This window comes from Microcystis aeruginosa NIES-2549 (assembly GCF_000981785.2).
Taxonomy (GTDB): Bacteria; Cyanobacteriota; Cyanobacteriia; order Cyanobacteriales; family Microcystaceae; genus Microcystis; species Microcystis aeruginosa_C.
On the sequence record NZ_CP011304.1, the window covers coordinates 475,728 to 498,784 of the forward strand.

The 23,057-nt window shown below is 43.5% G+C and carries 24 protein-coding genes; 7 read left to right on the forward strand and 17 right to left on the reverse strand.

Annotated features, from left to right (window positions below):
- Positions 1-48: 48 nt before the first annotated feature.
- The 4 genes from myaer_RS02315 to phaA all read right to left on the reverse strand — a co-directional run bounded on the left by myaer_RS02315 (position 49) and on the right by phaA (position 2,533).
- Complete coding sequence (locus myaer_RS02315; protein WP_002784823.1) at positions 49-261, reverse strand: hypothetical protein; 213 nt, start codon at positions 259-261, stop codon at positions 49-51.
- Positions 245-544, reverse strand: a complete 300-nt coding sequence (locus myaer_RS02320) for a BrnT family toxin (RefSeq protein ID WP_046660800.1) — start codon at positions 542-544, stop codon at positions 245-247. Before myaer_RS02320 ends, myaer_RS02315 begins: the two co-directional genes overlap by 17 nt.
- 69 nt (positions 545-613) lie before the next feature.
- Positions 614-1,330 carry an acetoacetyl-CoA reductase PhaB gene (gene phaB / locus myaer_RS02325; protein WP_046660801.1) on the reverse strand — a complete coding sequence of 239 codons (717 nt, stop codon included), beginning with the start codon at positions 1,328-1,330 and terminating at the stop codon, positions 614-616.
- A 12-nt stretch (positions 1,331-1,342) separates the two neighbouring features.
- Positions 1,343-2,533 carry an acetyl-CoA acetyltransferase PhaA gene (gene phaA / locus myaer_RS02330; protein WP_046660802.1) on the reverse strand — a complete coding sequence of 397 codons (1,191 nt, stop codon included), beginning with the start codon at positions 2,531-2,533 and terminating at the stop codon, positions 1,343-1,345.
- A gap of 219 nt (positions 2,534-2,752) precedes the next feature.
- On the opposite strand from phaA, the gene myaer_RS02335 reads away from it, so the two are divergent.
- The gene (locus myaer_RS02335; protein ID WP_046660803.1) at positions 2,753-3,883 is read left to right on the forward strand and encodes an FAD-dependent oxidoreductase; all 1,131 of its coding nucleotides are present in this window, start codon (positions 2,753-2,755) and stop codon (positions 3,881-3,883) included.
- Positions 3,884-4,122: 239 nt separating this feature from the next.
- Positions 4,123-4,563: a photosystem II protein PsbQ gene (gene psbQ / locus myaer_RS02340; RefSeq protein ID WP_045360899.1), complete on the forward strand. Its 441-nt coding sequence runs from the start codon at positions 4,123-4,125 to the stop codon at positions 4,561-4,563.
- A gap of 70 nt (positions 4,564-4,633) precedes the next feature.
- On the opposite strand, the gene myaer_RS02345 is transcribed toward psbQ, so the two are convergent.
- Positions 4,634-4,933 (reverse strand): 2Fe-2S iron-sulfur cluster-binding protein, encoded by a 300-nt coding sequence (locus myaer_RS02345; RefSeq protein ID WP_002790976.1) that lies wholly within the window; start codon positions 4,931-4,933, stop codon positions 4,634-4,636.
- 43 nt (positions 4,934-4,976) lie between these two features.
- The gene (locus myaer_RS02350) at positions 4,977-6,236 is read right to left on the reverse strand and encodes a phosphopantothenoylcysteine decarboxylase (protein WP_046660804.1); all 1,260 of its coding nucleotides are present in this window, start codon (positions 6,234-6,236) and stop codon (positions 4,977-4,979) included.
- Positions 6,237-6,466: 230 nt separating this feature from the next.
- Between myaer_RS02350 and myaer_RS02355 the strand changes: the two genes are divergently transcribed.
- Positions 6,467-7,408, forward strand: a complete 942-nt coding sequence (locus myaer_RS02355; protein ID WP_046660805.1) for a DUF1517 domain-containing protein — start codon at positions 6,467-6,469, stop codon at positions 7,406-7,408.
- A gap of 341 nt (positions 7,409-7,749) precedes the next feature.
- Here the strand turns inward: myaer_RS02355 and myaer_RS02360 are convergent, their stop codons facing one another.
- The 5 genes from myaer_RS02360 to gltX form a co-directional block, all read right to left on the reverse strand.
- Positions 7,750-8,118: an STAS/SEC14 domain-containing protein gene (locus tag myaer_RS02360; protein WP_046660806.1), complete on the reverse strand. Its 369-nt coding sequence runs from the start codon at positions 8,116-8,118 to the stop codon at positions 7,750-7,752.
- Between the two features lie 226 nt (positions 8,119-8,344).
- Positions 8,345-9,940, reverse strand: coding sequence for a calcium-binding protein (locus myaer_RS22250; RefSeq protein WP_149039019.1), 1,596 nt, complete (start codon positions 9,938-9,940; stop codon positions 8,345-8,347).
- A gap of 217 nt (positions 9,941-10,157) precedes the next feature.
- Positions 10,158-11,648 carry a calcium-binding protein gene (locus tag myaer_RS21110; RefSeq protein ID WP_052734154.1) on the reverse strand — a complete coding sequence of 497 codons (1,491 nt, stop codon included), beginning with the start codon at positions 11,646-11,648 and terminating at the stop codon, positions 10,158-10,160.
- Between the two features lie 403 nt (positions 11,649-12,051).
- Positions 12,052-13,134: an ATP-dependent 6-phosphofructokinase gene (locus myaer_RS02385; protein WP_046660807.1), complete on the reverse strand. Its 1,083-nt coding sequence runs from the start codon at positions 13,132-13,134 to the stop codon at positions 12,052-12,054.
- 261 nt (positions 13,135-13,395) lie between these two features.
- Entirely contained in the window at positions 13,396-14,838 is a 1,443-nt protein-coding gene (gene gltX, locus myaer_RS02390) for a glutamate--tRNA ligase (RefSeq protein ID WP_046660808.1), read from the reverse strand.
- A 254-nt stretch (positions 14,839-15,092) separates the two neighbouring features.
- On the opposite strand from gltX, the gene myaer_RS02395 reads away from it, so the two are divergent.
- The 3 genes from myaer_RS02395 (at position 15,093) to myaer_RS02405 (ending at position 16,818) form a co-directional block, all read left to right on the forward strand.
- Complete coding sequence (locus tag myaer_RS02395; RefSeq protein ID WP_046660809.1) at positions 15,093-15,752, forward strand: glutathione S-transferase family protein; 660 nt, start codon at positions 15,093-15,095, stop codon at positions 15,750-15,752.
- A complete protein-coding gene (locus myaer_RS02400; RefSeq protein WP_046660810.1) occupies positions 15,753-16,049 on the forward strand; it encodes a hypothetical protein in 297 nt (98 codons plus the stop codon).
- A 148-nt stretch (positions 16,050-16,197) separates the two neighbouring features.
- Positions 16,198-16,818: a chorismate lyase gene (locus myaer_RS02405; protein ID WP_046660811.1), complete on the forward strand. Its 621-nt coding sequence runs from the start codon at positions 16,198-16,200 to the stop codon at positions 16,816-16,818.
- Between the two features lie 32 nt (positions 16,819-16,850).
- Here the strand turns inward: myaer_RS02405 and myaer_RS02410 are convergent, their stop codons facing one another.
- Positions 16,851-18,890, reverse strand: a complete 2,040-nt coding sequence (locus tag myaer_RS02410; RefSeq protein WP_046660812.1) for a hydantoinase/oxoprolinase family protein — start codon at positions 18,888-18,890, stop codon at positions 16,851-16,853.
- A gap of 84 nt (positions 18,891-18,974) precedes the next feature.
- On the opposite strand from myaer_RS02410, the gene myaer_RS02415 reads away from it, so the two are divergent.
- Positions 18,975-19,982 (forward strand): Gfo/Idh/MocA family protein, encoded by a 1,008-nt coding sequence (locus myaer_RS02415; RefSeq protein ID WP_046660813.1) that lies wholly within the window; start codon positions 18,975-18,977, stop codon positions 19,980-19,982.
- Positions 19,983-20,323: 341 nt separating this feature from the next.
- Here myaer_RS02415 and myaer_RS02420 read toward each other — a convergent pair whose 3' ends face one another.
- The 5 genes from myaer_RS02420 to myaer_RS02440 form a co-directional block, all read right to left on the reverse strand.
- Positions 20,324-20,698 carry a type II toxin-antitoxin system PemK/MazF family toxin gene (locus myaer_RS02420; RefSeq protein ID WP_172968156.1) on the reverse strand — a complete coding sequence of 125 codons (375 nt, stop codon included), beginning with the start codon at positions 20,696-20,698 and terminating at the stop codon, positions 20,324-20,326.
- On the reverse strand, positions 20,679-20,981 hold the full coding sequence (locus myaer_RS02425; RefSeq protein WP_046660815.1) for a hypothetical protein: 303 nt from the start codon (positions 20,979-20,981) through the stop codon (positions 20,679-20,681). Before myaer_RS02425 ends, myaer_RS02420 begins: the two co-directional genes overlap by 20 nt.
- A 188-nt stretch (positions 20,982-21,169) precedes the next feature.
- Entirely contained in the window at positions 21,170-21,577 is a 408-nt protein-coding gene (locus myaer_RS02430) for a PIN domain-containing protein (RefSeq protein WP_235614798.1), read from the reverse strand.
- The gene (locus myaer_RS02435; protein WP_002760653.1) at positions 21,577-21,786 is read right to left on the reverse strand and encodes a DUF2281 domain-containing protein; all 210 of its coding nucleotides are present in this window, start codon (positions 21,784-21,786) and stop codon (positions 21,577-21,579) included. Before myaer_RS02435 ends, myaer_RS02430 begins: the two co-directional genes overlap by 1 nt.
- A gap of 257 nt (positions 21,787-22,043) precedes the next feature.
- Positions 22,044-23,054, reverse strand: a complete 1,011-nt coding sequence (locus tag myaer_RS02440) for an adenine-specific methyltransferase EcoRI family protein (RefSeq protein ID WP_046660817.1) — start codon at positions 23,052-23,054, stop codon at positions 22,044-22,046.
- Between the last annotated feature and the right edge of the window lie 3 nt (positions 23,055-23,057).

Genomic DNA, 23,057 nt, shown 5'->3' on the forward strand with positions numbered 1-23,057 from the left:
CGCTAGTTTACTAACCCACCCTACACCCGATAACTGATAACTGATAAGTCATATTTTTCCAGACTTGGCAATTTTTGCTAGTAATCTTAACGCTTCATTGACTGAGGCTGAATCTTGAAAAATTTCCGCCACATCGGGATCGAGAATTATCACATTACTAGCCTGTCGATAAGCTTGATAATATTTGCCACGAATACCACCAGAAAAGTCATATTCAGTTCGCATCTCGTCATTAACCGTTTCTTCAGACTCCTGATTCATAATTTTTTCTCTCCTGTTTACTAGCTAAACGGGCGCTAATTAAGCGAATCTCATTTTCTCTTTCTGTATGGGATATGACTAACAGCTTTTGTGATTTTGACTGTCCTATCGTCAGAAAACGAAACTCGCCCACTGAATGATCGGGATCTAAAATCGTTACGGCCAATGGATCCCCAAATACGGTCACTGCTTCTTCAAAAGATATACTATGTTTTTTGATGTTGTTATTTGCCTTGTCTTGATCCCATATCAAGCAACTTAGCAGGGACAATAACAAACACATTTTCCATCTTTGAATTAGATAACTGATAACTTACCCACTGATAACTGATAACTGATAACTGATAACTGATTAGGTGTGATGGGCCCCATTAACTCTGAGGACTTCTCCAGAGACATAACTGCTGGCAATAGGAGAGAGTAAATAGGCAGTTGCCCAGGCGATATCTGCGGGTTCACCGAAGCGACGACAGGGAATTTCGGCGGTGATTTTATCGCGAACCTTATCGGGAATCGCTAAAGTCATTTCCGTGTTAATAAACCCCGGTGCGATCGCATTGGCGCGAATATTATAACGGGCAGCTTCTCGCGCTAGGGATTTGACTAAACCGATAACTGCCGCTTTTGTGGCTGCGTAATTAGTTTGGCCGGCATTACCGCGATCACCGGAAATAGAACTAATACAAACGATCGATCCCGCTTGTCGTTGATACATTCCCTCAATAAACGGTTTAATCGTGTGATTAACCCCTTTTAGGTTGACATTAATCACTAAATCCCAATCTAGCGGCGTTAATTTAGGGAAAAAGTTATCTCTGGTAATCCCCGCGTTAGCGACGATACCGTAAACCGGTCCCAATTCCGCTTCAATTTGTTTAGCTGCCGCTTCCATGGATTCCAACTTAGTCACGTCGGCCACAATGCCTAAACCCTGGGGATTATCGGCGACTAAATCCGTGTAGGCCACCTTGGCCCCCAAATCTATCAAAAGAGAGACAATAGCCGCTCCAATGCCTCGATTTCCGCCGGTAACGACGATAACTTTCTCCTCTAGTCCGAGAGATACCATAGCTTTTTCCTCCTAAACTCTTTCAATTGCGATCGCTGTTCCGCCACCGGTCCCATGACAGATGGCCCCCATACCGAGGGTTTTATCCTGTACTTTCAACGCATTAATTAACGTCACCAGAATCCGCGCTCCGGAAGCGCCGATGGGATGACCCAAGGCGATCGCACCACCGTGAACGTTTTGTTTTTCCCTCGCTAACCCCAGATCCATCTCAAAAAGCAGATTATTTAAGGCAAAAGCTTCGTTATTTTCCACTAAATCGAAATCTTCGATCGTTTTATCTAGAGATGCCAGTAATTTTTTCACCGCGAGGACGGGGAATTCTGGGAAGCGATCGGTTTTTCCAGCACCCACAGCGCCGCCAAGGATTTTGGCAATTGGTTTTAAACCGTACTGATCCACAGCTTTTTGACTGGCTAAAAGGATAGCGGCAGCCCCATCGGAAATCTGACTACTATTGCCTGCGGTTAAAACTCCCGACGGATTAAAAGCCGGCCGCAGTTTTCCTAAACCTTCCGGGGTACTATCGGAACGAATACCCTCATCTTGAGCGATAATTGTGGAACCTTTCTTAGATTTAAGCTCAATTGGCACGATTTCACCATTAAACCAGCCTTTTTCTGTGGCTGTGGCCGCTCTTTGGTGGGATAAGGCGGCAATTTCGTCTAATGCTTGCCGAGAAACCCCGCGATCGAGACAGAGGCGATCGACTTGGGAACCCATGCCCTCGGCCGTGGTAGCATCGGTTAAGCCATCGTGCAGTAATAGGTCGGTTAATTGTTCTGGCGCACCCATGAGGAATTTATAACCCCACCGGGCCCGATGGGAGAGAAAAAAGCCGGTTTGGGACATGGATTCGATGCCACCGGCGAGGATGAGATCCGCTTCTCCAGCGCGAATTGAGGTGGCAGCGTTACTAACGGCAATCATTCCCGAAGAACAAACCATATCTACCCGATATCCGTCCACGCTTACGGGAATTCCCGCTTTAATCGCCGCTTGCCGGGGAATTAACTGACCATGACCCGATCCCAAAACATTGCCGAAAATGTACAAATCTAGGGCTTCTGGAGGCAAATTAGCGATTTCTAGGGCGGATTTCATCACTGTTGCCCCTAAATCGGCCGGGGATAATCCCATTAATCCCCCACCAAAACGACCAATTGGAGTCCGGACAGCGGCCACGATATAAACTTCTTGCATAGACTTCTCTCTATTGGGAAGCGAAGATACTAGATAGAATTTGCTTAAGAATATCGAGTCCGAAAAGATCAAAATCCCAATTTACTGTCATTGGTTAAAAGTTCCTGGCCTCGATGCCTTGAGTTTTTGTCTATCTACCCTCGATCTTGCAACAGAATTTCTGTGTCAGAACATATATTCATTAGAATTTAACTTTTCCGGCAGCAATCCCCTTTTTTTATGGATTTAGTCAAGCGCCTAGTTTTTATCGGTGGTGGCCATAGTCATGCGATCGCCCTTCGTCTTTGGGGGCAATCACCCCTCAAAAACGTTCAATTAACTTTAATTAGCGATGTCACCCATACCCCCTATTCGGGAATGTTACCCGGCCACATCGCTGGTTTTTATGATTTTGCCGAGACTCATATCGATTTACCTTCTCTAGCTAGGTATTCTCAAGCGCAATTCTGTTTAGCTAAAGCCGCTAACATAGATATAAAAAAATGTCAAGTAATTTGTAATGATTCTTCACCGATTCCCTTTGATTATCTCTCGATCGATATCGGCAGCATCCCGGCAGTGGATAATGTTATCGGTGCTAAAGAATACGCTATTCCCGCCAAACCCGTGCCGATTTTTCGGGAAGGATGGCAAGAAATCCTGAAAAAAGCGGTTAGTAACCCCAATAATACTCTAAATATCGTCATTGTTGGTGGTGGCGCGGGCGGGGTCGAATTAGCTTTAAATATGCAGTCCCGTTTGGCCAAAATTCTCAACTCTAGCGGTAATTTGAATTTGTCTCTAATTCATCGAGGAAAAAAACTACTACCGAACCATAATAATTGGGTCGGTCAACGTTTGGAGAATATTTTTAAACAAAGGGGAATTAGATTATATTTATCAACGGATGTGACGGCAGTGCAAGCAGATCGGATTATCTGTTCATCGGGGTTAGTTTTGCCCATGGATTATACAATTTGGGTAACGACTGCCTCGGCCCCTAGTTGGATTAAAGCGTCAGGATTACTGACAGATGAAAAAGGGTTTATTTTAGTGAATAATTATCTGCAATCTCTTTCCCATCCCCATATTTTTGCCGTGGGAGATATTGCCACGATTCCAGATTATCCCCGTCCGAAAGCGGGAGTTTTTGCCGTCCGACAGGGAAAACCCCTATTCGATAATTTAGTCAGAATTCTGCAAAATCAGCCACTAAAACCCTATTTTCCCCAGAAAAATTATCTGAGTTTAATCGGGACAGGAGACCAACAAGCGATCGCATCTTGGGGCGGTTTCGGGTGGCAATCACCGTTATTATGGTTATGGAAAGATCGGATCGATCGAGCTTTTATGAAACAGTTTAAGCTGTAATCAATAAGTAGGTAGGTGTTAAAAATTATCAGACACCCCCCTTGTCAAGGGGGGATTAAGGGGGGATCAGAGGCAAAATTGCTGATTATCGTCCAATAGCACCGAGTTACTGTCAAGGTCGTTGGGAGTAAAATCTGATTTGGGAATCCCACAACCTGATAAAGTAAAAATCGTCCCGATAGCTTGACTGGTTATCGGGAGAGAACGTCAATAGTTTGTTAAATAGTACATATAAACCAATGCCACGTCTTCGCTCGATTATTTCCCTAGTTTTAGTCCTAGTTACTACGCTGCTGGTTAGTTGCAGTGGTCCCCAAGCAACTATCCCCACCGTCTATAGTCCGCAAAAAATCGAACAGTTACAGGTTTACATCCAACCCATAGAAGGATTTCGCGAAAAAATGAGCGTTTTGCAAGACCTCATCGCTGACAAAAATTGGGTAGATACTCGCACCTATATCCACGGTCCTTTGGGGCAATTGCGTCAGGAAATGGTAGGATTATCGCGTAATTTACTGCCCAAAGACCAAGAAAAAGCCAAGCAGTTAGCGAAAAATCTTTTCGTTCACTTTGAACGTATCGATGCGGCAGCCAAAGAAAAAGATGCTAGTCTCGCTGCTAATCAATTCCAAGAAGCATTAAAAGACTTCGATGCTTTCTTAAATATTGTTCCTAGTTAGTTTGTATTAGTGATCACTGATCAATTATCAGTGATCACTGACCAGGCCGCAGCTAAAAAACCGATAAAGGCTATTTTGGTTTAGTTTGGACGCTAATAGGGCCATTAACCATGGTTTGACAGGCTAAACGATAATTTTCGGGTTTTTTCTTCAGACAGCGCTGTTCAAAGTCGGTTTTAGCCGAGAGATTTTCCATCCCCTCGACAATTGCCACTATACAAGTACCACACTGACCGTAACCGCCACAATTCATCAATTTACCGCCAAAAGTGTAGATATCAACGCCATTCTGGATTGCTTTCTCTCGTAAATTCGCTCCATCTGCCGCTACCACGATCTTATTCTCTTTGACGAAGTTGATGTTACCCATGACTGTGTTACCCTAAATTTTTGCAAATTAATATTAAAAAATATTAAATTTTTTTGATTGTAACATTTTTGGCTCGCTCTTCTAAATATTCGGCGATGCCAATAGCGATCGCTTTTTTGCCGATAAATTTCCTCAATGCCGCTTTTGTGACCAAATAAGCCACCTGTTCCCCTTGATCGCCCTTTTCCTCACCCCTATTAGCAATGACAGCCTGATAGCCCTTTTCTAGGCGTTTACGGGCGATTTCCAGCAACTCCTCCTGACTAACTCCCTCCTGATACTTGAAAGTCACCATCTCTAAATCGGGAAAATTTTCTCTCACCTTGTCAATCACTTTTTCCGTCGGCACAAAATTAAGATTTAACTGCCCTCCACTGGGAATCTTACCATAAAAAGGGTTTTCTAAGCGATAATCGGCCACTGCCGCCGAGAAAATGCCAAATTTATAATCTTTACTCTCTAATTCTCCCATCACCTTCCCTAGATACTCGTCATAAGTTTCAATAATTTCATGGGGTAAATAAGCGGGGGGTGTATAGCTGCCGCGTCCGTGGATTAACTGCACCTTGGCCCCGCGCAGGTATAATTCTTCTGCAATAGCGGCCCCTAATTGTCCAGTAAAACGATTGGTTAAACGACGGATATTATCGATAATCACGGGTGTGGGTCCACCAGTGACTAAAATCGGCATATTTTTCAGGACAGAATTACTGAGAATCCCACAGGCTGCCACGGTAATCTCTTTTTCCCCGGGGAGATTGTGTTTACCGTAATCATCCCGGGGTGGCATAATCTGAACTCCCCAGCGATCGAGAGTTTGCAAAGATTCGCTCAGAATAGCATTATGTAAACTGCCGTGCATGGTGGGGACAAGCAGAATTTTAGTTTTTCCCTTTTCCTGTCGTCCCAAGGCCGAGGCCAAGCATGAAGTGATCACTCCGTCAGCGATTCCGTAACGAAACTTATTAATCGTGTTATAGGTAGCGGGAGCGACTAAATAAAGATCAAAGGGAGATTGATCGCTTAAATGTTCTGCTTTTGCCGTTAATTGGCTAATTACGGGATTAACCGTACTCCATTCCAAAGCTTCCTTAGTGACGTATCTTAAAGCTTCTTCCGAGACAAAAGCCACGACTGTGGCCCCGAATTTCCGCAAAGATCGGGCAATTAGCGGCGCTTTCATGGCCGCAATCCCTCCCGTTACCAGTAAAGCAATCCGTTTACCCCAGAGATGATGATTTTCTAAGGGTACTTCGCGATCGCCTAAGGGCGAATCCGTGGGAGAGGAGAAATTCCAAGTCATAAATTTGGGGAAATGGGGAAATGGGGGAATGGGGGAATGGGGAAATGGGGGAATGGGGGAATTCAACTAAAAAACCCCAAAACCCCAAAACCCTAAAATCTCAATACCCAACACCTTCTAACTGATAACTGATCACTGATAACTGATTCGGTTATCCCTATTCGGGATTTGTCTATCTCTGAGCGAGAAACTGGTTATGCTAGTAAATAAAGGGTTGCTTCGGTGTTCTTATGATTGACAAAATTTTAACTAAAGTTCGATCGCTTGCCAAGCCATTATTGGTTCTAGGATTAGTGACAACGCTGATTTTAGGCAATATTCCCAGTGCTTTAGCGGCATCGGGGGGTAGAATGGGGGGCGGTAGTTTTCGCGCCCCTAGTCGCAGTATTAGCCCTTCTAGAGGTGGTGGTTACAGTTCCCCGGGTTACGGTGGAGGTATTGGTTTTCCCTTCCTTTTACCCTTCTTTTGGGGTGGTGGTGGCGGTGGCTTAATTTCTCTGTTAATCTTTTTTGCTATTGCCAATTTCCTCGTTAATGCTTTCCGTAATGGTGGAGGCAGTGATGAGAATGGTATGACGATAGAATCCGGTTATGAAACCGTCTCCGTGGCTAAAGTACAGGTGGGTTTGTTGGCTAATGCCCGTTATCTGCAAAAAGAATTAAATCAAATCGCCCTAACTGTCGATACTAGCACCTCCGAGGGACGAGTCGAAGTCTTACAAGAATCGGCCCTCGCCCTGTTACGTCATCCGGAATACTGGGTTTATGGTAACGTCGATTGCCAACAAACCAGCCTTAGCAGTGCAGAAGCGAAGTTTAATCAGTGGTCCCTCAACGAACGCGGTAAACTAACGGCGGAAACCTTAACTAATTACAATAATCAATTGCGTCAAGGTTCTAGAGAAAATATTTTACCCGAATCGGCCGGAGAATTAGCTAAAACCGCACCGGAAGGCTATATTTTGGTGACTATTTTGGCTGGCATTGTCGGTAAATTTTCCCTACCCAAAATTAATGATTCCCAAGACTTGAAACAGGCCCTGCAACAAATTGGTAGTATGGGAGGCGATCGACTTTTAGCAGTAGAAGTGATTTGGACTCCCCAAAGCGAGGGTGATATTCTCAGTCAAGATGACATTCTCGCCAATTATCCCGATCTGAAATTAGTGTAATTTGTCGGGGAATAACTCCAGATATTAGCTAAAATCTCCCTTTTACGGGGAGATTTTTTGATTAGGGTTTGCGGCAAAAAGTCAATTGGCTGGTGATGGGGTGAGTTTCGTAGGTTAGTCCCTCGGAACGAAACCTAACAACTCCACCGATTATGCCTAAATCCTGATAACTTGGGAGTTAATCATACTATTAAAAACGGATTTGGTATAAGACCAGTATTTTACCTTCTATTTCATGACTCGGATTCTTTCTCTATCGATCCAACCGTGTATTAGACATCTCCAAAATTCAGGCCAGATTGAGGTTAATTTCTGGAAATGTCTATTGTACTGCAAGGGAATCAGGAGCCGCCCAAGATCCATTGGTTCGCCACCTCGGTTTCCCCCCAAGGGAACTGCCTGACTTCAGCCGAGACAAAGTGGGAAGCCAGACTTTCGATCAGTTTAACCAGAGTGGAATCAGTCACCACTGCAACTTTACTGACGTACTTGTGATGGTCGCGTATCAGCCGGAAATGAGCAACCAAGGCGCCAAAACTCTCCCAACCGGTGAAAGTAGGTACTTCGATGATTACGCCAGCAAGGCCCCCAGTGGCTTCAATGTGGGGATCCACTGCCTCCGCAATCTTGACAAAATCTTCCGCCGCCAGTGCAGATGTAGGTCGCATATAGAGAATGCTATGCGCGGCATCTAAATTATAATCTATCATAGTTTGCCTCTCCCAAATGGTCGAAGTCTAACTATATACTATCACAAATAATGGGACCAAGATTGAGGCAAAATTAACAAGCGATCGCAGAAAATAACCACAAAGACACAAAGACACAAAGACACAAAGATTAGGTTGGTTAATTCTTCTTGCCATCTAATCAGAATTGGGTCGGTTACGCATTGCTAACCCCTACCTACTGGACCAATTGATTGGGGAGATGAAGTTAAATAAAGTTACCTGCCACCAGATTATTACTATTAACCAATCCCAAAAGAACCGAGGAAGCGTTGCTTGAAAAAGCAGCCCCAGTACCTTGAATAATCAGTGTATCTGAGCCAACACCATCGGCGCTGATGGTGAAGACATTACCACTAAAAGTACCAGAAAGGTAGTAGTTTGTACCGGAAGCTAGACTAGAACTTGAAACCCCAATCGCGGATATTGCAGAACTCGAAGAATCCAGATCAAGTTGATCTCCTAGGGTACCGGCGGTAAAGTCGGAAATAACATCCAATCCGTTACCGAAAACAATAGTGTCACCAGAGGTAAATGTAGCTGGGTTACTAAAAGTACCTCCTGTTGAGGCTACACTGTCAAGGGTTCCTTGAACAAATGTGTCTTGTCCGAATGAACCAGACAGACTATCAGCATCGACACCTCCCACTATCCGATCACTATTATTTGCCCCCAAGAGCGTATCATTACCGATTCCACCGAATAAGGTATCATTACCACCAGACCCATCGAGAGCATCATTGCCCACACCGCCATCGAGAAGATCATTGTCCCCACCCCCATTCAGGGTATCGTTACCATCTCCACCGAATAGGGTATCTTGACCCAAACCCCCATTAAGACTATCATCGCCCCCACCGCCATCAATACTATCATTCCCAGTAAATCCTAGAAGTACATCGATACTGGCTCCACCTAATAAGGTATCGTTACCAGATTCCCCATCAGCATTATTAATACCATCACCCGGATTAATAAAATCATTTCCTGCGCCGGCCAGAATCGTATCAATACCGCTGCCACCTAATAAAGTATCGTTACCATCGCTTCCGTCAAAAATATTATCACCATCACCCGCGTCAATAGAATCATTTCCCGTACCGCCTGCGATCGAATCATTACCGTTTCCACCTAATAAGGTATCATCGCCCTCGTCTCCACCAAAAATATTATCACCATCACCCGCATCAATATAATCATTCCCTCCTATGCCCCAAAGGGAATCGTTACCATCTCCGCCTAAGATAGTGTCATTACCATTAAGACCTTGCAAAAGATCGTCGAAGGCAGTACCGATCAGCTTGTAGTTGTCCGTATCGGTCAGGGCCGGTTCGTTGAGGCCGGCAAATACATTATTAGATGCGGCCTTGGTAAATGATGAACTTGACGGGATTGCCAGGATATGAGTAGCAGGTCCGGTAACAAAGGGAGAAATGATAAAGGTATCTGTGTTGGCAGCAAGATCATAGGTATTGATAAAACTAGAGCCATAGCCCCTAATAGTCCCAGTTGAATCAGTACCATCGCCATTCCGCAGTCGCCAAGCGGTTCCGGTGATATTATATCCCGCATTATTCGTGGGGGTTACTCGTCCTACAGAAGTGAGATTTTTTCCGGTTGCCAGGGTGGGAGTTGATAAGGTGATGTGTTGGGGTGTACTGTTTAACCCGTTGTCGTTGATTAGATACAGTAGTGCCAGTCTCGCACCAAAACCTTGACCAACAATATCCTCCATATTCATTCTTACGCCACCGGTGGCTGTTGGAGATGTTAGGGTTTTCGCAGAAAATGTATAAGTAGCCATGATCTAATTACCTCGTAAAGTACGTTTATTGGCAGATTATCGGTCAGTTACAAAATGGTTAAGCATTTTACCCAAGTGGGCTTGTTAAAACCCAGACCAAAACTAACTTTTAGAACTGGTAAAAGTTGGCATTCATACCTTGATTCAGCAAGGCTGGATGGTGGGGTTAGCGACAGCGTAACCCCCCCTAATAGACCAATTGATTGAGGAGATGAAGTTAAATAAAGTTACCTGCCACCAGATTATTACTATTAACCAATCTCAAAAGAGCCGAGGAAGCGTTGCTTGAAAAAGCAGCCCCACTACCTTGAATAATCAGTGTATCTGAGCCAACACCATCGGCGCTGATGGTGAAGACATTGCCACTGTAGCTACCAGAAAGGTAGTAGTTTGTACCGGAAGCTAGACTAGAAGTTAAAACCCCAATCGCGGATATTGCAGAACTCGAAGAATCCAGATCAAGTTGATCTCCTAGGGTACCGGCGGTAAAGTCGGAAATAACATCCAATCCGTTACCGAAAACAATAGTCTCACCAGAGGTAAATGTAGGCAGGTTACTAAAAGTACCTCCTGTTGAGGCTACACTGTCAAGGGTTCCTTGAACAAATGTGTCTTGTCCGAATGAACCTGACAGACTATCAGCATCGACACCTCCCACTATCCGATCACTATTATTTGCCCCCAAGAGCGTATCATTACCGATTCCACCGAATAAGGTATCATTACCACCAGACCCATCGAGAGCATCATTGCCCACACCGCCATCGAGAAGATCATTGTCCCCACCCCCATTCAGGGTATCGTCACCATCTCCACCGAATAGGGTATCTTGACCCAAACCCCCATTAAGATCATCATTGCCGAAACCACCATCAATACTATCATTTCCATCAGAACCTGATAGTATATCAGTACCAGTTCCACCTAATAAGGTATCATTGCCAGATTCTCCATTAGCAATATTATATACACCATCACCCGTATTAATAGAATCATTTCCCGTACCGCCTAGAATCGTATCAATGCCGCCGCCACCTAATAAGGTATCGTCACCCTCGTCTCCACCAAAAGCATCATTACCATCACCCGCGTCAATATAATCATTTCCCTTATAGCCCCGAGAGGAATCGTTACCATCCCCGCATAAGATAGTGTCATCACCATCATGACCTGTCAAAAGATCGTCGAAGGCAGTACCGATCAGCTTGTAGTTGTCCGTACTGGTCACGGCCGGTTCGTTGAAGCTGGCAAATACATTATTAGATGCAGCCTTGGTAAATGATGAACTTGAGGGTATTGTCAGGATATGAGTAGCAGCTCCAGTAACAAAGGGAGAGATGATAAAGGTATCTGTGTTGGCAGCAAGGTCGTAGGTATTGGTAAAACCAGAGCCATAACCCCTAATAGTCCCAGTTGAATCAGTACCATCGCCATTCCGCAGTCGCCAAGCGGTTCCGGTGATATTATATCCCGCATTATTCGTGGGGGTTACTCGTCCTACAGAAGAGAGATTTTTCCCAGTTACCAGGGTGGGAGTTGATAAGGTGATGTGTTGGGGTGTACTGTTTAACCCATTGTAGTTGATTAGATACAGTAGTCCCAGTCTCGCACCAAAACCTTGGCCAACGATATCTTCTATAATTATTCTTACGCCACCAGTGGCTGTTGGAGATGTTAGGGTTTTCGCGGAAAATGTATAAGTAGCCATGATCTAATTACCTCGTAAAGTACGTTTATTGGCAGATTATCGGTCAGTTACAAAATGGTTAAGCATTTTACCCAAGTGGGCTTGTTAAAACCCAGACCAAAACTAACTTTTGGAACTGGGAAAAGTTGGCATTCATACCTTTATTTAGCAACGCCTTTTGATTATAACAAATACTGGAGAGGAAAGATAGCTTATAGTTCAAAGTTTTAGTAATCGAGCAAGCTATTTGATTTCTAACAATCTTTCTGCTACATTAACTGAACTATTAATCATTTAGGTTTACTGGCGAAATTGCCGAAAAATAATTATCAGAGTTTATCTTTATTTGATTGGTAATTTTAATCGGTGGGGAAAGGGCGATACTTAAGGGTTAATTCTCGCACCGATTCCCCTAGATTTAATCTCAATCCCCTAGACAAATACCCAAACCCCTGGCGGTTTTGACTAAAGTTTCTTCGGGATCGACGACGCGATAGGTTTTAATCGCCTCCTCAATGGGAACACTGACCACTTGCCGATTTTGCCAGGCCACCATGCGATCGAATTCTCCCCGAGCGATCAGATCCACGGCCGCTACGCCAAAAGCCGCCCCCAGTAAGCGATCCATCGGAGAAGGAATGCCCCCCCTTTGAATGTGGCCTAGGAAAGTCACTCTCGTTTCGGCCCCGGTTTCCCTGGCAATTTCTTCGGCTAAATAGCGACCGATACCCCCGAGACGATCCTCTCCTAGGGCTTCCTTTTGCACTAGGCGATTGCCAGTTTCGGTACGCACAGCCTCGGAGACAATAATCAGAGAAAACTGTTTATCCAGACGCTGCCGTTGCCGGATCTTCTCGCAGATCTTCTCTAATCGGTAGGGAATTTCGGGAATGAGAATGATATGGGCCCCCCCCGCAATACCGGCAGCCAGGGCGATATGGCCGGCATCTCTACCCATAACTTCTAGAATCATCACCCGGTTATGACTAGCGGCGGTAAAATGGAGGCGATCGAGGGCTTCTGTGGCGATATTAGTAGCTGTATCGAAGCCGATGGACACTTCTGTGGCTCCCACATCATTATCGATGGTTTTGGGGATACCGATCAGATTAATGCCTCCCTGTTGGGCAATACGGCGCAAAATCGCCAGACTACCATCGCCACCGATGCCGATCAGGGCATCCAGTCCCAGACTATGATAGCCGTCAATGATGTCCTGAGAGCGATCGATCAGGGTTCCATCGGGCATCGGGAAAGCGAAGGGATCCCCCTTATTGGTAGTACCGAGAATTGTTCCTCCCATCACCAACAGGCGATCAACTCCTTCAATATCAAAGATCGTGGTTTTGGGGGGACGGTTAACTAATCCGTTCGTTGCTTCTCGAATACCCACCACTTCCCAACCATAATTGCCACTGGCATGGTGGACAACGGCACGAATGGCGGCATTTAAACCCGCACAGTCGCCACCACTGGTGAGCAGTCCAATTCGTTTTTTTTCACCCATAGGTTTTTGTCAGGAGATTAACAAGTCTATATTTAGAGAAAAGTTGCGGATAATGCCTGAAAATTAAGAAAGTTTCTAGATCGTCCCTGACAGCTAGGGGAAAAAACCGAAAAGTTTCCCCCCATCCCCTCAGTAATCGATCACGAGCAGGGTATGCAGGGCAAAACGGATTCCCATTATACTAGAAAGTATATAGCAATATTAGGGCATTTGTCAACCCTAATATACAAGAAATTTTCTGATAACTGATAGCCAATCAATTTAACTATTTACTGCTTGCTGAAGACGGGATAGATCCCAACCTTTTTGATTGAGAAGTAGCCAAGACTGCATTAAATCTGGACCGTGTAACTCCCCCATCAAAGCGGCCCGCAGAGACTTCATCACTAGACCTTTTTTAACCCGATGGGCTTTAGTTGTGGTCTCCACAATTCCCTTAGCAACTTCTCCGGTCAAATCGGGAGTAATAGCGGCGAGAATATCCTTGATAATATCCTTAACTCCTTCTAATTGTAATTGACTTAAAGCCTCCTGATTATAATTAGCCAGAGGGGTTAAAAGTAAACGACTTTCGGCGACAGCATCGCTTAAACGAGTTAAACTCGGACCGATGAGAGTAGCCAAACCGATCAACCAAGCTCGATCGGTTTCAGCATCAAAATTATACCCTGCTTCTTGCCAGTAAGGGAGAAGTAAAGGCACTAATTCTTCACCGGTTAAACGATGGAGATATTGACTATTAATCCAATCCAGTTTAGTCCAGTCAAATTTTGCCCCCGCTTTATTTACCCGTTCTAAACTAAACACTTCTGCGGCCGTTTCAAGGGTAAAAATTTCTTCAGTGGAATCGGGGGGAGTCCAACCGAGGAGAGTCATGTAATTAACCAAAGCTTGCGGCAGAAAACCCAGTCTTCGGAAATCATCGATCGAAGTGACTCCATCCCGTTTAGATAACTTGCGACCCTCCTGATTTAAGATCAAAGGACTGTGGGCAAACTCTGGCACTTTTGCCCCCAAAGCTTCGTATAAAAGAATTTGTTTAGCCGTATTAGCGATGTGATCTTCCCCACGAATAACATGGGTAATTTCCATATCGATATCATCAACAACTACCGCTAAATTATAGAGAGGCTGACCGAAGTTTTCCTCCGCATTTTCCGAGGTACGAGCGATCACCATATCGCCACCTAAATCACTACCTTTCCAGATAACTTTTTCCCGGATTAAATCCTGCCAAATAATTTCTCGATCATCGTCAATAATAAAACGAATTACTGCTTTTCTCCCCCCTTGCTCGAATTGAGCTTGTTGTTCGGGGGTGAGATAACGATGACGATTATCGTAACGGGGGGCAAGATTGCGGGCTTTTTGTTCTTCCCGCATTTTTTCCAATTCTTCCGGGGTACAATAACAACGATAGGCTAAACCTCGATCGAGCAGGGTTTGAATGGCTTGACGATAATAATTAAGGCGTTGAGTTTGAAAAAAAGGACCTTCATCCCAATTCAGTCCTAACCATTGTAGGCCCGCTTGAATATTTTCCGTATATTCTGGTCGAGAACGTTCTAAATCTGTATCTTCCACGCGCAAGATAAATTTCCCCCGGTGATGATGGGCAAAAAGCCAGTTAAACACGGCTGTGCGTGCGGTTCCAATGTGTAAATTTCCCGTGGGACTGGGGGCAATACGAACTCTAACTGTCACGATTTAACTCCTAGGTTTTTTGCGGCAACGATTTATGTTTTTAAAGGTGTTGATTACCCTATCTGCTATACTTATATGGTAGCTGTTTTGAGTAAGTAGGTCAAGACCTTTAAAGGAAAAAAGATTACAGATGCTTATGACCACAAAAGAAGAGCAATCGTTGGCGGAATAAGCCGCTCTTATGGCAATTAACCATATCGGAAATTAACTGATAAATGATGACTGATAACTACTCTAGCAACCAATAACACTTAATGATCTTACTTCAATTTAGCACCTCTCATTACTGTCGCAAAGCGCGTTTAGCTCTAGGTTATAAGGGGATTGATTACCAAGTAGAAAATCTCACCCCCGGACTACATATTCTTAAACTCAGTCCCCTAACCAAAGGGTTAACCACTGTCCCCGTTTTAATGGCAGCGGATGAGATTATTGCCGATTCTACTGCCATTTTCAGATATTTAGAAAAGGTGGTTCCTTTCCCCTCTTTTATTCCCGCTGGGGAAAAGGAGAAAAATCAAGCTTGGTTACTAGAGGATTGGTTAGATGAAAGTATTGGAGTAGCGACTAGATTTGTCTATTATGATTATCGCGCTGGAGAGGGAAAAGCGATCGATCCTTCCCTGAGTAGTCAAATAATTATTAATATCGTGCGACAACAATATAAAATCACCCCAGCCAGGGTAAAACTAGCGGAGGAGCGCCTAGAAAATGCCCTCAAAATTCTAGAATATTGGCAAAATCAGCCCTATTTGGTGGCGGATAAATTAAGTGTAGCAGATATTGCCGCCACTGCCCTCCTCAGTCCTCTGGCTCTAATTCCCAGTTATCGTCAAAAATATCCCTGGTTGTTTGCTAGAATCGGGGAAATTCATCAACAGTGTCGAGAAAAATTGCCACCGGGTTTAAATTAAATGCAGCGAACGACCAAAATTATCATCCTCATCTCGATCGGTTTATTATCGCCCCTAAAAGCCCTCGCTTTGCCCGCTCCTGAAGATATTCCCGAAGAAGTTTTACGAGCAGAAATTATCACTTCGGCTCGCTCACCCCTGGATAATCAACCCCTAACTGCGGCAGAATATGCTTTACTGGAAGAACAATTAGCCACCAGCATTTATCCTCCCCAAATTAATCCCAAGATTCGACAATTAATTGCCCTGAGAAGATTACAAAAACTTCTCCAGATATTCATACCTTTCTATCGTTAATATCAAAATAGCCGATCTCCTTTGGCAAGAGTGCATCTGCTAACCGAAAAATTAGAGGGGATTAGAGCAAGGCGATCGCTTTTATCACCAGCAGACAAAAATCCCGTGTTATGATTAATGAAAAAATCATAAAGTTTTGTAACAACCCTTGACTGCTATCCTCCGCCCCCAAGAAAAGCCCCCGCTTAATCGTCCTTGGTACTCCCTGTCCCCTCTCTGGCAAGGAGACGAAACCGATGTTAAACAAGGTTTACCCCATAGCCAACTCGCACCCCCGTGGCAGATTTTAATTCTCGGCGATGGTTCTCCCACCCGTCATTTACAACTTTTAACCGGTGAAAAAACAGAGGTGGATGTGATCGATATGTCCCCCATCGGCGACGATGAGGATGGCGCACCGATGAAAATTAGCCTGATTCCGGGGCCGAGATTGCGTCGTCAAGTCTGGTTACGCACAGCTAGTGGTCAAAGGTTAGCCTATGCCGCCTCTTGGTGGTCTGCCAATCAAGTGGACGAATATCTAGAAAATCGTTCCCTACCGATTTGGGAAAGTCTCTCGCGGCTGCACACGGAATTGTATCGCGATGTGCAGGGACTTTATTACGGTCATTCCCCGGAATTAGAAATAGCTTTTGGGGAAAAAGGAGGATTTTGGGGTCGTCATTACCTATTTTGGCACGCTCGCCAACCCCTTACCCTGATTTACGAGGTTTTTTCTCCCTATCTCCGTAAATACCTCGGCGAAATGAGAATTGATCAATTAGGATAACTGCCGTAGATATTTCTATGTAGTTCAATTAGTTAATCTTTGGAGAGAATTAAATGATTTTTCTCCGTTAATTTGGCCATCCAACCCGGTTCGACCACAATCGTGCTAATTTTTTCGATAATAATTGCAGGTCCTGCCAGACAATCAAAAGGTTCCAGATCTGAACGCTGATAAATTGGCGTTTCCCGCCATTTATTAGCCATAAAAACCGCTACTCGATCGAGGATATGAGGTAATTCTCCCATCGGACGGGTGCGGGTTAAAATTGCTTCTTGGGGACTGTCCATAGTCTGGATTAATTCCACGGCAATCGACTCAACAATTAAAGCTTTTTGTTCTTGTTTAAACCCATAACGTCTTTGATGTTCCCGTTCAAAATCCTGACGCATTTGATCGCTAAAATTAACCGCTAAAGTGGCATCACTGCCCTGATATTTTAAACTGACTTGCTGCCGCACCCGATTATAACCCGCTAATTCCCGACCCGCTAAAACTTCTAATTCGTTCATTTCCGTGAGTAACTGCCCGATTAAATCGGCATTTAAGGGCTGTTCGATCGCTTTTTCCTTAATTACCCTCAAATCGGCCAAACCCATGCCGTAGGCACTTAAAACCCCGGCGTAGGGATGGAGAAAAATACTTTTCATTCCCAGAGTATCGGCAATTAAACAGGCCACTTGACCCCCGGCACCGCCAAAGGTACAAAGAGTATAATCACTGAGATCATAACCCTTTTGTAGAGAGATTTTTTTAATCGCATTAGCCATATTTTCCACGGCAATTTGAATAAACCCCGCAGCCAACATTTCAGGACTATTATTACCCCCCATTGTTGCCGCCAATTCTTGAAACTTTGTCAGCACAATCTCTCTATCTAGGTGTAAATTTCCCTCTTGTCCAAAAATAGCGGGAAAATAGGCGGCTTGAATTTTTCCTAACAAAACATTAGCATCGGTAATTGTTAAGGGTCCACCCCGTCGATAACAGGCAGGTCCCGGATTAGCTCCGGCACTTTCTGGCCCAACCCGAAAACGATAACCATCATAGACTAAAATTGAACCCCCACCAGCGGCCACGGTGTGAATACTTAACATCGGCGCTCGCATTCTTACGCCGGCAATTTCGTTATCTGTTTGCCGCTCGTATTCCCCTTGAAAATGAGAAACATCGGTGCTAGTTCCTCCCATATCAAAACTGATAATTTTGCTAAATCCCGCCCTTAAACTGGTTTGTACTGCCCCAACTATTCCCCCCGCAGGACCGGATAAAATGCTATCTTTGCCCTGAAATTTATCGGCAGTGACTAAACCGCCATCGGATTTCATAAATAGTAAGCTAGTTTTCGGTAATTGCTGGCTAATACTATCAACATAGCGGCGTAAAATTGGCGATAGATAGGCAGAAACTACCGTGGTATCTCCCCGGGATACCAGTTTCATTAAAGGACTGACTTGGTGGGAAATGGCTAGATGAGTAAAGCCGATTTCTTCGGCAATAGCTGCCACTTGTTTTTCGTGGTCGGGATAACGATAACTGTGCATAAAAACAATCGCACAACTTCGGATACCCGCTTGATAAACTGGTATTAAATCGGCTTTAACTTGGGCAGGATTAACGGCGATTAATTCTTGTCCTTGACTATCGTAGCGTTCGGCCACTTCGATAACTTGTTCGTATAATAAAGAAGGAAGAATAATTTGACGGGCAAAAATATCGGGGCGATTTTGATAGCCAATTCTCAAGGCATCTTTAAACCCTTTGGTGATTAACAAAACCGTGCGCTCTCCTTTTCTTTCTAACAGCGCATTGGTGGCTACCGTTGTTCCCATTTTGATCACTTCGATGTTATCTAGGGAACCGCTAATATCTTTCATCCCTTGAATGACTGCATCTGGGTATTTTTCGGGATTTTCCGAGAGCAGTTTATAGAGAACAATCCACTGTTGATCGGCAAGGGGAACAATCAGAAATCTAGCGGCATCTCTAGCTAGTCGTTCAATAATTTCTGGTTGATCGATTATCGCCACGATATCGGTAAAAGTTCCCCCTCGATCGATAAAAAATTTTAACATAATCCCTTCTAGGTCTCAGAATCAATTAACAATTGCGCCTAATCCTTTTAAGATAAACTAGATTGATCTATCTGAGTAAGCAAAATGTCCACAGGAATCGCTATCTTAGGGGTAGGACGTTGGGGAGTGCATTACGTCCGTCATTTTTCTCAACATCCCTCAGCACAAGTGGTGGCAATCGTTGATCCTTCCCCTGAAAAACTCCGTCTCTGTCGCGATCAATTTAATCTCGATACTAATAAAGTTATTTTAGCCAATGACTGGGAATCTATTCGCAATCACCCCGAAATCTCGGCCGTAGTAGTCGTTACTCCTGCCATTAGCCATTATCCCCTGATTAAAGATGCTCTTAATTTAGGTTATCACGTCCTCGCCGAAAAACCCTTAACCCTCAATCCCCAAGAATGTGGCGAATTAACGGAATTAGCGGCGAAAAAACAGCGTATTTTATTAGTTGATCATACCTATCTTTTTCATCCCGCCGTTATCACTGGACAAAAAGTCCTGCAATCTGGGGGTATCGGTAAACCTCTTTATGGTTATGCCACTCGTACCCACTTAGGTCCGGTCCGTCAGGATGTGTCCGCTTTGTGGGATCTAGCTATTCACGATATCTCGATTTTTAATCATTGGTTGAATAGTACACCAGTATCGGTACAGGCGAGGGGAACCTTCTGGCTACAACCTAATCTAGCCGATTTAGTCTGGTTAACCCTGATCTATGGCGATGGTTTTCAAGCGACTATTCACCTTTGTTGGTTGAATCCCGATAAACAGCGACGTTTAGGGATAGTTGGCAGCGAAGGGACTTTAATTTTTAATGAATTAGACTCTCGATCGCCTTTAACCCGACAAAAAGGCCATTTTGAGCGTCAGGAAGCCTATTTTATTCCCCGGGGACAGGAGACGGAATCTATCCCTATTGCCGATGGTGAACCCCTAAAAGCATTATGCGAACATTTTTTAGAGTCGGTGGCTACGGGTGTCGATTCTCCTGTATCTTCGGGATCGGTAGGGACGGAATTAGTCAAAATCCTCCAGGCAGCAGAATTATCTCTAGCCAGAGGTGGAGAAATCCTGCACTTAGAATAGGGAAACATGGGGTTGATAAGCTGTTGACTATCTAAATTACTCGTTAAGACTGCACCGGGGTTGAGAGCAGGGAAACGAGCGATCGCTTTCCAGTTAGTAGATGTGTTCGGCAATGATGCCAGTGCCACGGTTGCGGTGAGGTGAAATTGAGAGACTTTCTCAGAAAGATGAAGTATAACCTGATTTGCCATTGACGAGGAGTTTGTACGGCGTTGGATTTATCTAATTTCTTTCACCCGATCGGTGCGTAGCGCGGTCGATCGCTAACGGCTGAATTCAACCGCTATTTTGGTCTATTTTCCAGCATCAGTCGCTTTTTGTTGGTCGGGTGCAATGATTTGTTAGATCTCAAATTCGATTACAGTAGCAATGGCGGCTACAATTTCCAGTATTGTAATTTCAGAAACGCTTCCTAATTTACGAATAAACCTTTGTAAATCCACCCCCCTTAGTTGAAGAGTATCAATTGCAGAAGCTTTATTCAATCCATTGATACTGTTAGGTTCAATTTTAACGTGCCAGAAATTTGCTGAAAAATATGTTTTCCAGTCTGTAATAGGAGCAATAAGCTTGATAGGAAGCTTTCCTACTGAATCGGAACTGATGACGACGGCAGGACGCAATTTTTTGATTTCTGCACCAACAGTAGGATCGAAGTTGACTAACCAAATTTCTCCACGTTTTGGCAGCTCAGGGTTAATACTCAATGATGTCACCTGCCATTAACTCCTGCCATTCAGAATCTTGTTGATAGTGAGAGAGCATTATATCGGCTTGACTTTTGAGAATATTCCTCCGTTCAGTCATTGGTAACTTCAGAAAAGCAAGACGCTGTTTTAAGGATGGAGAGATATCTTCGGTGCTAGAAGCATCAGAACTAACTTCTTCAACCAAAATAACTACCTCAACAGTTTGTCCTACAGTCAGATCTGGAGATTCAATTTCAATTCTATTTCCCGGTAGGACTTTTGCTGTCGTGTACAAAGTTGATTTAACCATTTTAAGCCTTCTCTTTAAGTATTGTTGTTAATATAGCTTATTAAGATCGGCGACCGCACTTTAACCCACAGTTTCAATCAATGTGCAGGGTGCGTTCCCCAAAAATCTATTAGTGGAGCAGCAGTAGCCATATTAGGGAACGCACCCTACAAGATTGCGTTCGGCATCGCACTGGCGGGAGCAAGCAATTAATTTCTAATTTTAAGCACTTGCATAGGAGTCAAACGTCTTTGCTCTGTCCTGTCAAAATCTTGATCAAAACTCACAATAGTAGCTTTTTCAAGCTCGGCAGCAACATATTGGTAAGCATCATCAAAATCCAAGCGAAAGAGATCTATTATTTCTACGACTCTCTTCATTTGGTTAGCAGGAATACTGACCAGTACAACACCAGCATCAATCAAAACGTCATCCACAAATTTGATAAAAACCTCTCGTTGATTCAGCCGATTGCAGATCACCCCGATAGAATGTAAAGTAAAATCAGTCATACACATATCAGACGGTGAGAGCGTATCAAGTAGCTCCGCAACAACCTCCGCCTGTGCTTGTCCTAATAAGCGTTCTAGCCAAATATTCGTATCCAGAAGAAACACTAGCCATTTCTCCATTCAACTGCAAGATGCTGTAACTCAATTGATGTGTAATCGGTTTTAAGCATCCCTGCCCAGTCTTGACGGAGTTTACGTTTTATAGGTTGGTTAGATTTACTTAAAAGTGACTCTACAAACGTTTGTACTTCAACCTTTAACTGGGGCGATAATTGTCTCACCAGTTCTTCTAGTGATTTTGCTGATGTACTCATGTATTTTACCAATTCAACTTTTTGTAGTAGTTGATAACTGCTCTTACCATCAGTCTAGCATAGGATTTGATGAGAAATAGCACTAATCTTGAAAACCCCTATAACCCAGTATCGCGCCCTAAAGCAAGCCCTCCAACCCCATCTAGGGGGGCTACCCAGTGCCTTCGACATCGCACTAGCTTTGGAGCATAACGATCGATTTCACCGACATTTTGGATCGTAGCGGAAAAATGTCAGGTACAACGATTTGTTATACCTTATCTTTCTTTGTCAGTTAAATCAATATATTCAGTTTGTATTCGTTTATTCTTTATTAGTATTCTAAAATACGGACATTTCCCATTTACTGATAAATCTTTATCATCATTCCCTTTCCTGAATTTAATTATTTCAAATTGGTCGGGATTAAATTTATGCAAAAATGTTATTGGCACACCCATATATCCCTTGTAATCTATTGGTATATCTTGTGTTTTATTAACATTAATTCCATCATAATTGTCATATTTTGGATATTGAACTTCGTTGCCAAAATATCTTTTTGTGAGTTCTATATCTTCGTGCCGCTTAAAATTATCTAAATTAGTAAGCCATAAACAATTGTTCGGTGAGATTACTCTATTACCAGAGTTATCTATTCGAGTTTCTGTTCCATATAGTTCATAGTGTTCAGGTACAATAAAACCTGAAATACCTCTACCAAGATTTATTCCTAACCACGCCTTGTTTTCTTTAATAAGTTTGAAAATTTCTTTATAGGTTATTGCATTAATATTTCCAATTATCAAAAACTTTTTATCGTATTTAACCAATTGAGCTACATACTCTCTGAATAATGAAAATGGGGGATTGGTAACAACAATATCGGACTGCTTTAATAGTTCAATGCTTTCCGAACTACGAAAATCACCATCTCCATTAAAGTAAACTAGGTCTGTTGAACTTGGTTTGTTTTTTTCGCCTTCTGTACCTGTATATTCAAAGAAAAACCCTTTTTCATCTTCTTCTGTATTAAATAAATTTTTTACTTGCTCTCTATAACAAGATGTTATTATTTTTTTAAGACCTAATTCATTAAAATTTGAGGTAAAATAATTAAAAAAGTTACTAATTCGGGGGTCATCGCAATTGCAATAAACCACTTGATTTTCAAAATGACTTTTATAATGCTGTAATTCGCTTTCTATATCTGAAAGCTGTGTATAAAACTCGTCACTTTTTGATTTTTTAGCTTTTTGTAATAATTCGTTTGTTGCATTTCTTGCCATTTT

What these genes read in the sequence shown, in the direction of transcription:
- psbQ (WP_045360899.1), top strand. Translation starts at nt 4,123, where the DNA reads ATGCCACGTCTTCGCTCGATTATTTCCCTAGTTTTAGTCCTAGTTACT.
- myaer_RS02315 (WP_002784823.1), bottom strand. Translation starts at nt 261, where the DNA reads ATGAATCAGGAGTCTGAAGAAACGGTTAATGACGAGATGCGAACTGAA.
- myaer_RS02395 (WP_046660809.1), top strand. Translation starts at nt 15,093, where the DNA reads ATGATCTTACTTCAATTTAGCACCTCTCATTACTGTCGCAAAGCGCGT.
- phaA (WP_046660802.1), bottom strand. Translation starts at nt 2,533, where the DNA reads ATGCAAGAAGTTTATATCGTGGCCGCTGTCCGGACTCCAATTGGTCGT.
- myaer_RS02425 (WP_046660815.1), bottom strand. Translation starts at nt 20,981, where the DNA reads ATGGTTAAATCAACTTTGTACACGACAGCAAAAGTCCTACCGGGAAAT.
- myaer_RS02350 (WP_046660804.1), bottom strand. Translation starts at nt 6,236, where the DNA reads ATGACTTGGAATTTCTCCTCTCCCACGGATTCGCCCTTAGGCGATCGC.
- myaer_RS02440 (WP_046660817.1), bottom strand. Translation starts at nt 23,054, where the DNA reads ATGGCAAGAAATGCAACAAACGAATTATTACAAAAAGCTAAAAAATCA.
- myaer_RS02410 (WP_046660812.1), bottom strand. Translation starts at nt 18,890, where the DNA reads ATGTTAAAATTTTTTATCGATCGAGGGGGAACTTTTACCGATATCGTG.
- myaer_RS02335 (WP_046660803.1), top strand. Translation starts at nt 2,753, where the DNA reads ATGGATTTAGTCAAGCGCCTAGTTTTTATCGGTGGTGGCCATAGTCAT.
- myaer_RS02360 (WP_046660806.1), bottom strand. Translation starts at nt 8,118, where the DNA reads ATGATAGATTATAATTTAGATGCCGCGCATAGCATTCTCTATATGCGA.
- myaer_RS22250 (WP_149039019.1), bottom strand. Translation starts at nt 9,940, where the DNA reads ATGGCTACTTATACATTTTCTGCGAAAACCCTAACATCTCCAACAGCC.
- phaB (WP_046660801.1), bottom strand. Translation starts at nt 1,330, where the DNA reads ATGGTATCTCTCGGACTAGAGGAGAAAGTTATCGTCGTTACCGGCGGA.
- myaer_RS02345 (WP_002790976.1), bottom strand. Translation starts at nt 4,933, where the DNA reads ATGGGTAACATCAACTTCGTCAAAGAGAATAAGATCGTGGTAGCGGCA.
- myaer_RS02400 (WP_046660810.1), top strand. Translation starts at nt 15,753, where the DNA reads ATGCAGCGAACGACCAAAATTATCATCCTCATCTCGATCGGTTTATTA.
- myaer_RS02415 (WP_046660813.1), top strand. Translation starts at nt 18,975, where the DNA reads ATGTCCACAGGAATCGCTATCTTAGGGGTAGGACGTTGGGGAGTGCAT.
- myaer_RS21110 (WP_052734154.1), bottom strand. Translation starts at nt 11,648, where the DNA reads ATGGCTACTTATACATTTTCCGCGAAAACCCTAACATCTCCAACAGCC.
- myaer_RS02355 (WP_046660805.1), top strand. Translation starts at nt 6,467, where the DNA reads ATGATTGACAAAATTTTAACTAAAGTTCGATCGCTTGCCAAGCCATTA.
- myaer_RS02385 (WP_046660807.1), bottom strand. Translation starts at nt 13,134, where the DNA reads ATGGGTGAAAAAAAACGAATTGGACTGCTCACCAGTGGTGGCGACTGT.
- myaer_RS02320 (WP_046660800.1), bottom strand. Translation starts at nt 544, where the DNA reads ATGTGTTTGTTATTGTCCCTGCTAAGTTGCTTGATATGGGATCAAGAC.
- myaer_RS02435 (WP_002760653.1), bottom strand. Translation starts at nt 21,786, where the DNA reads ATGAGTACATCAGCAAAATCACTAGAAGAACTGGTGAGACAATTATCG.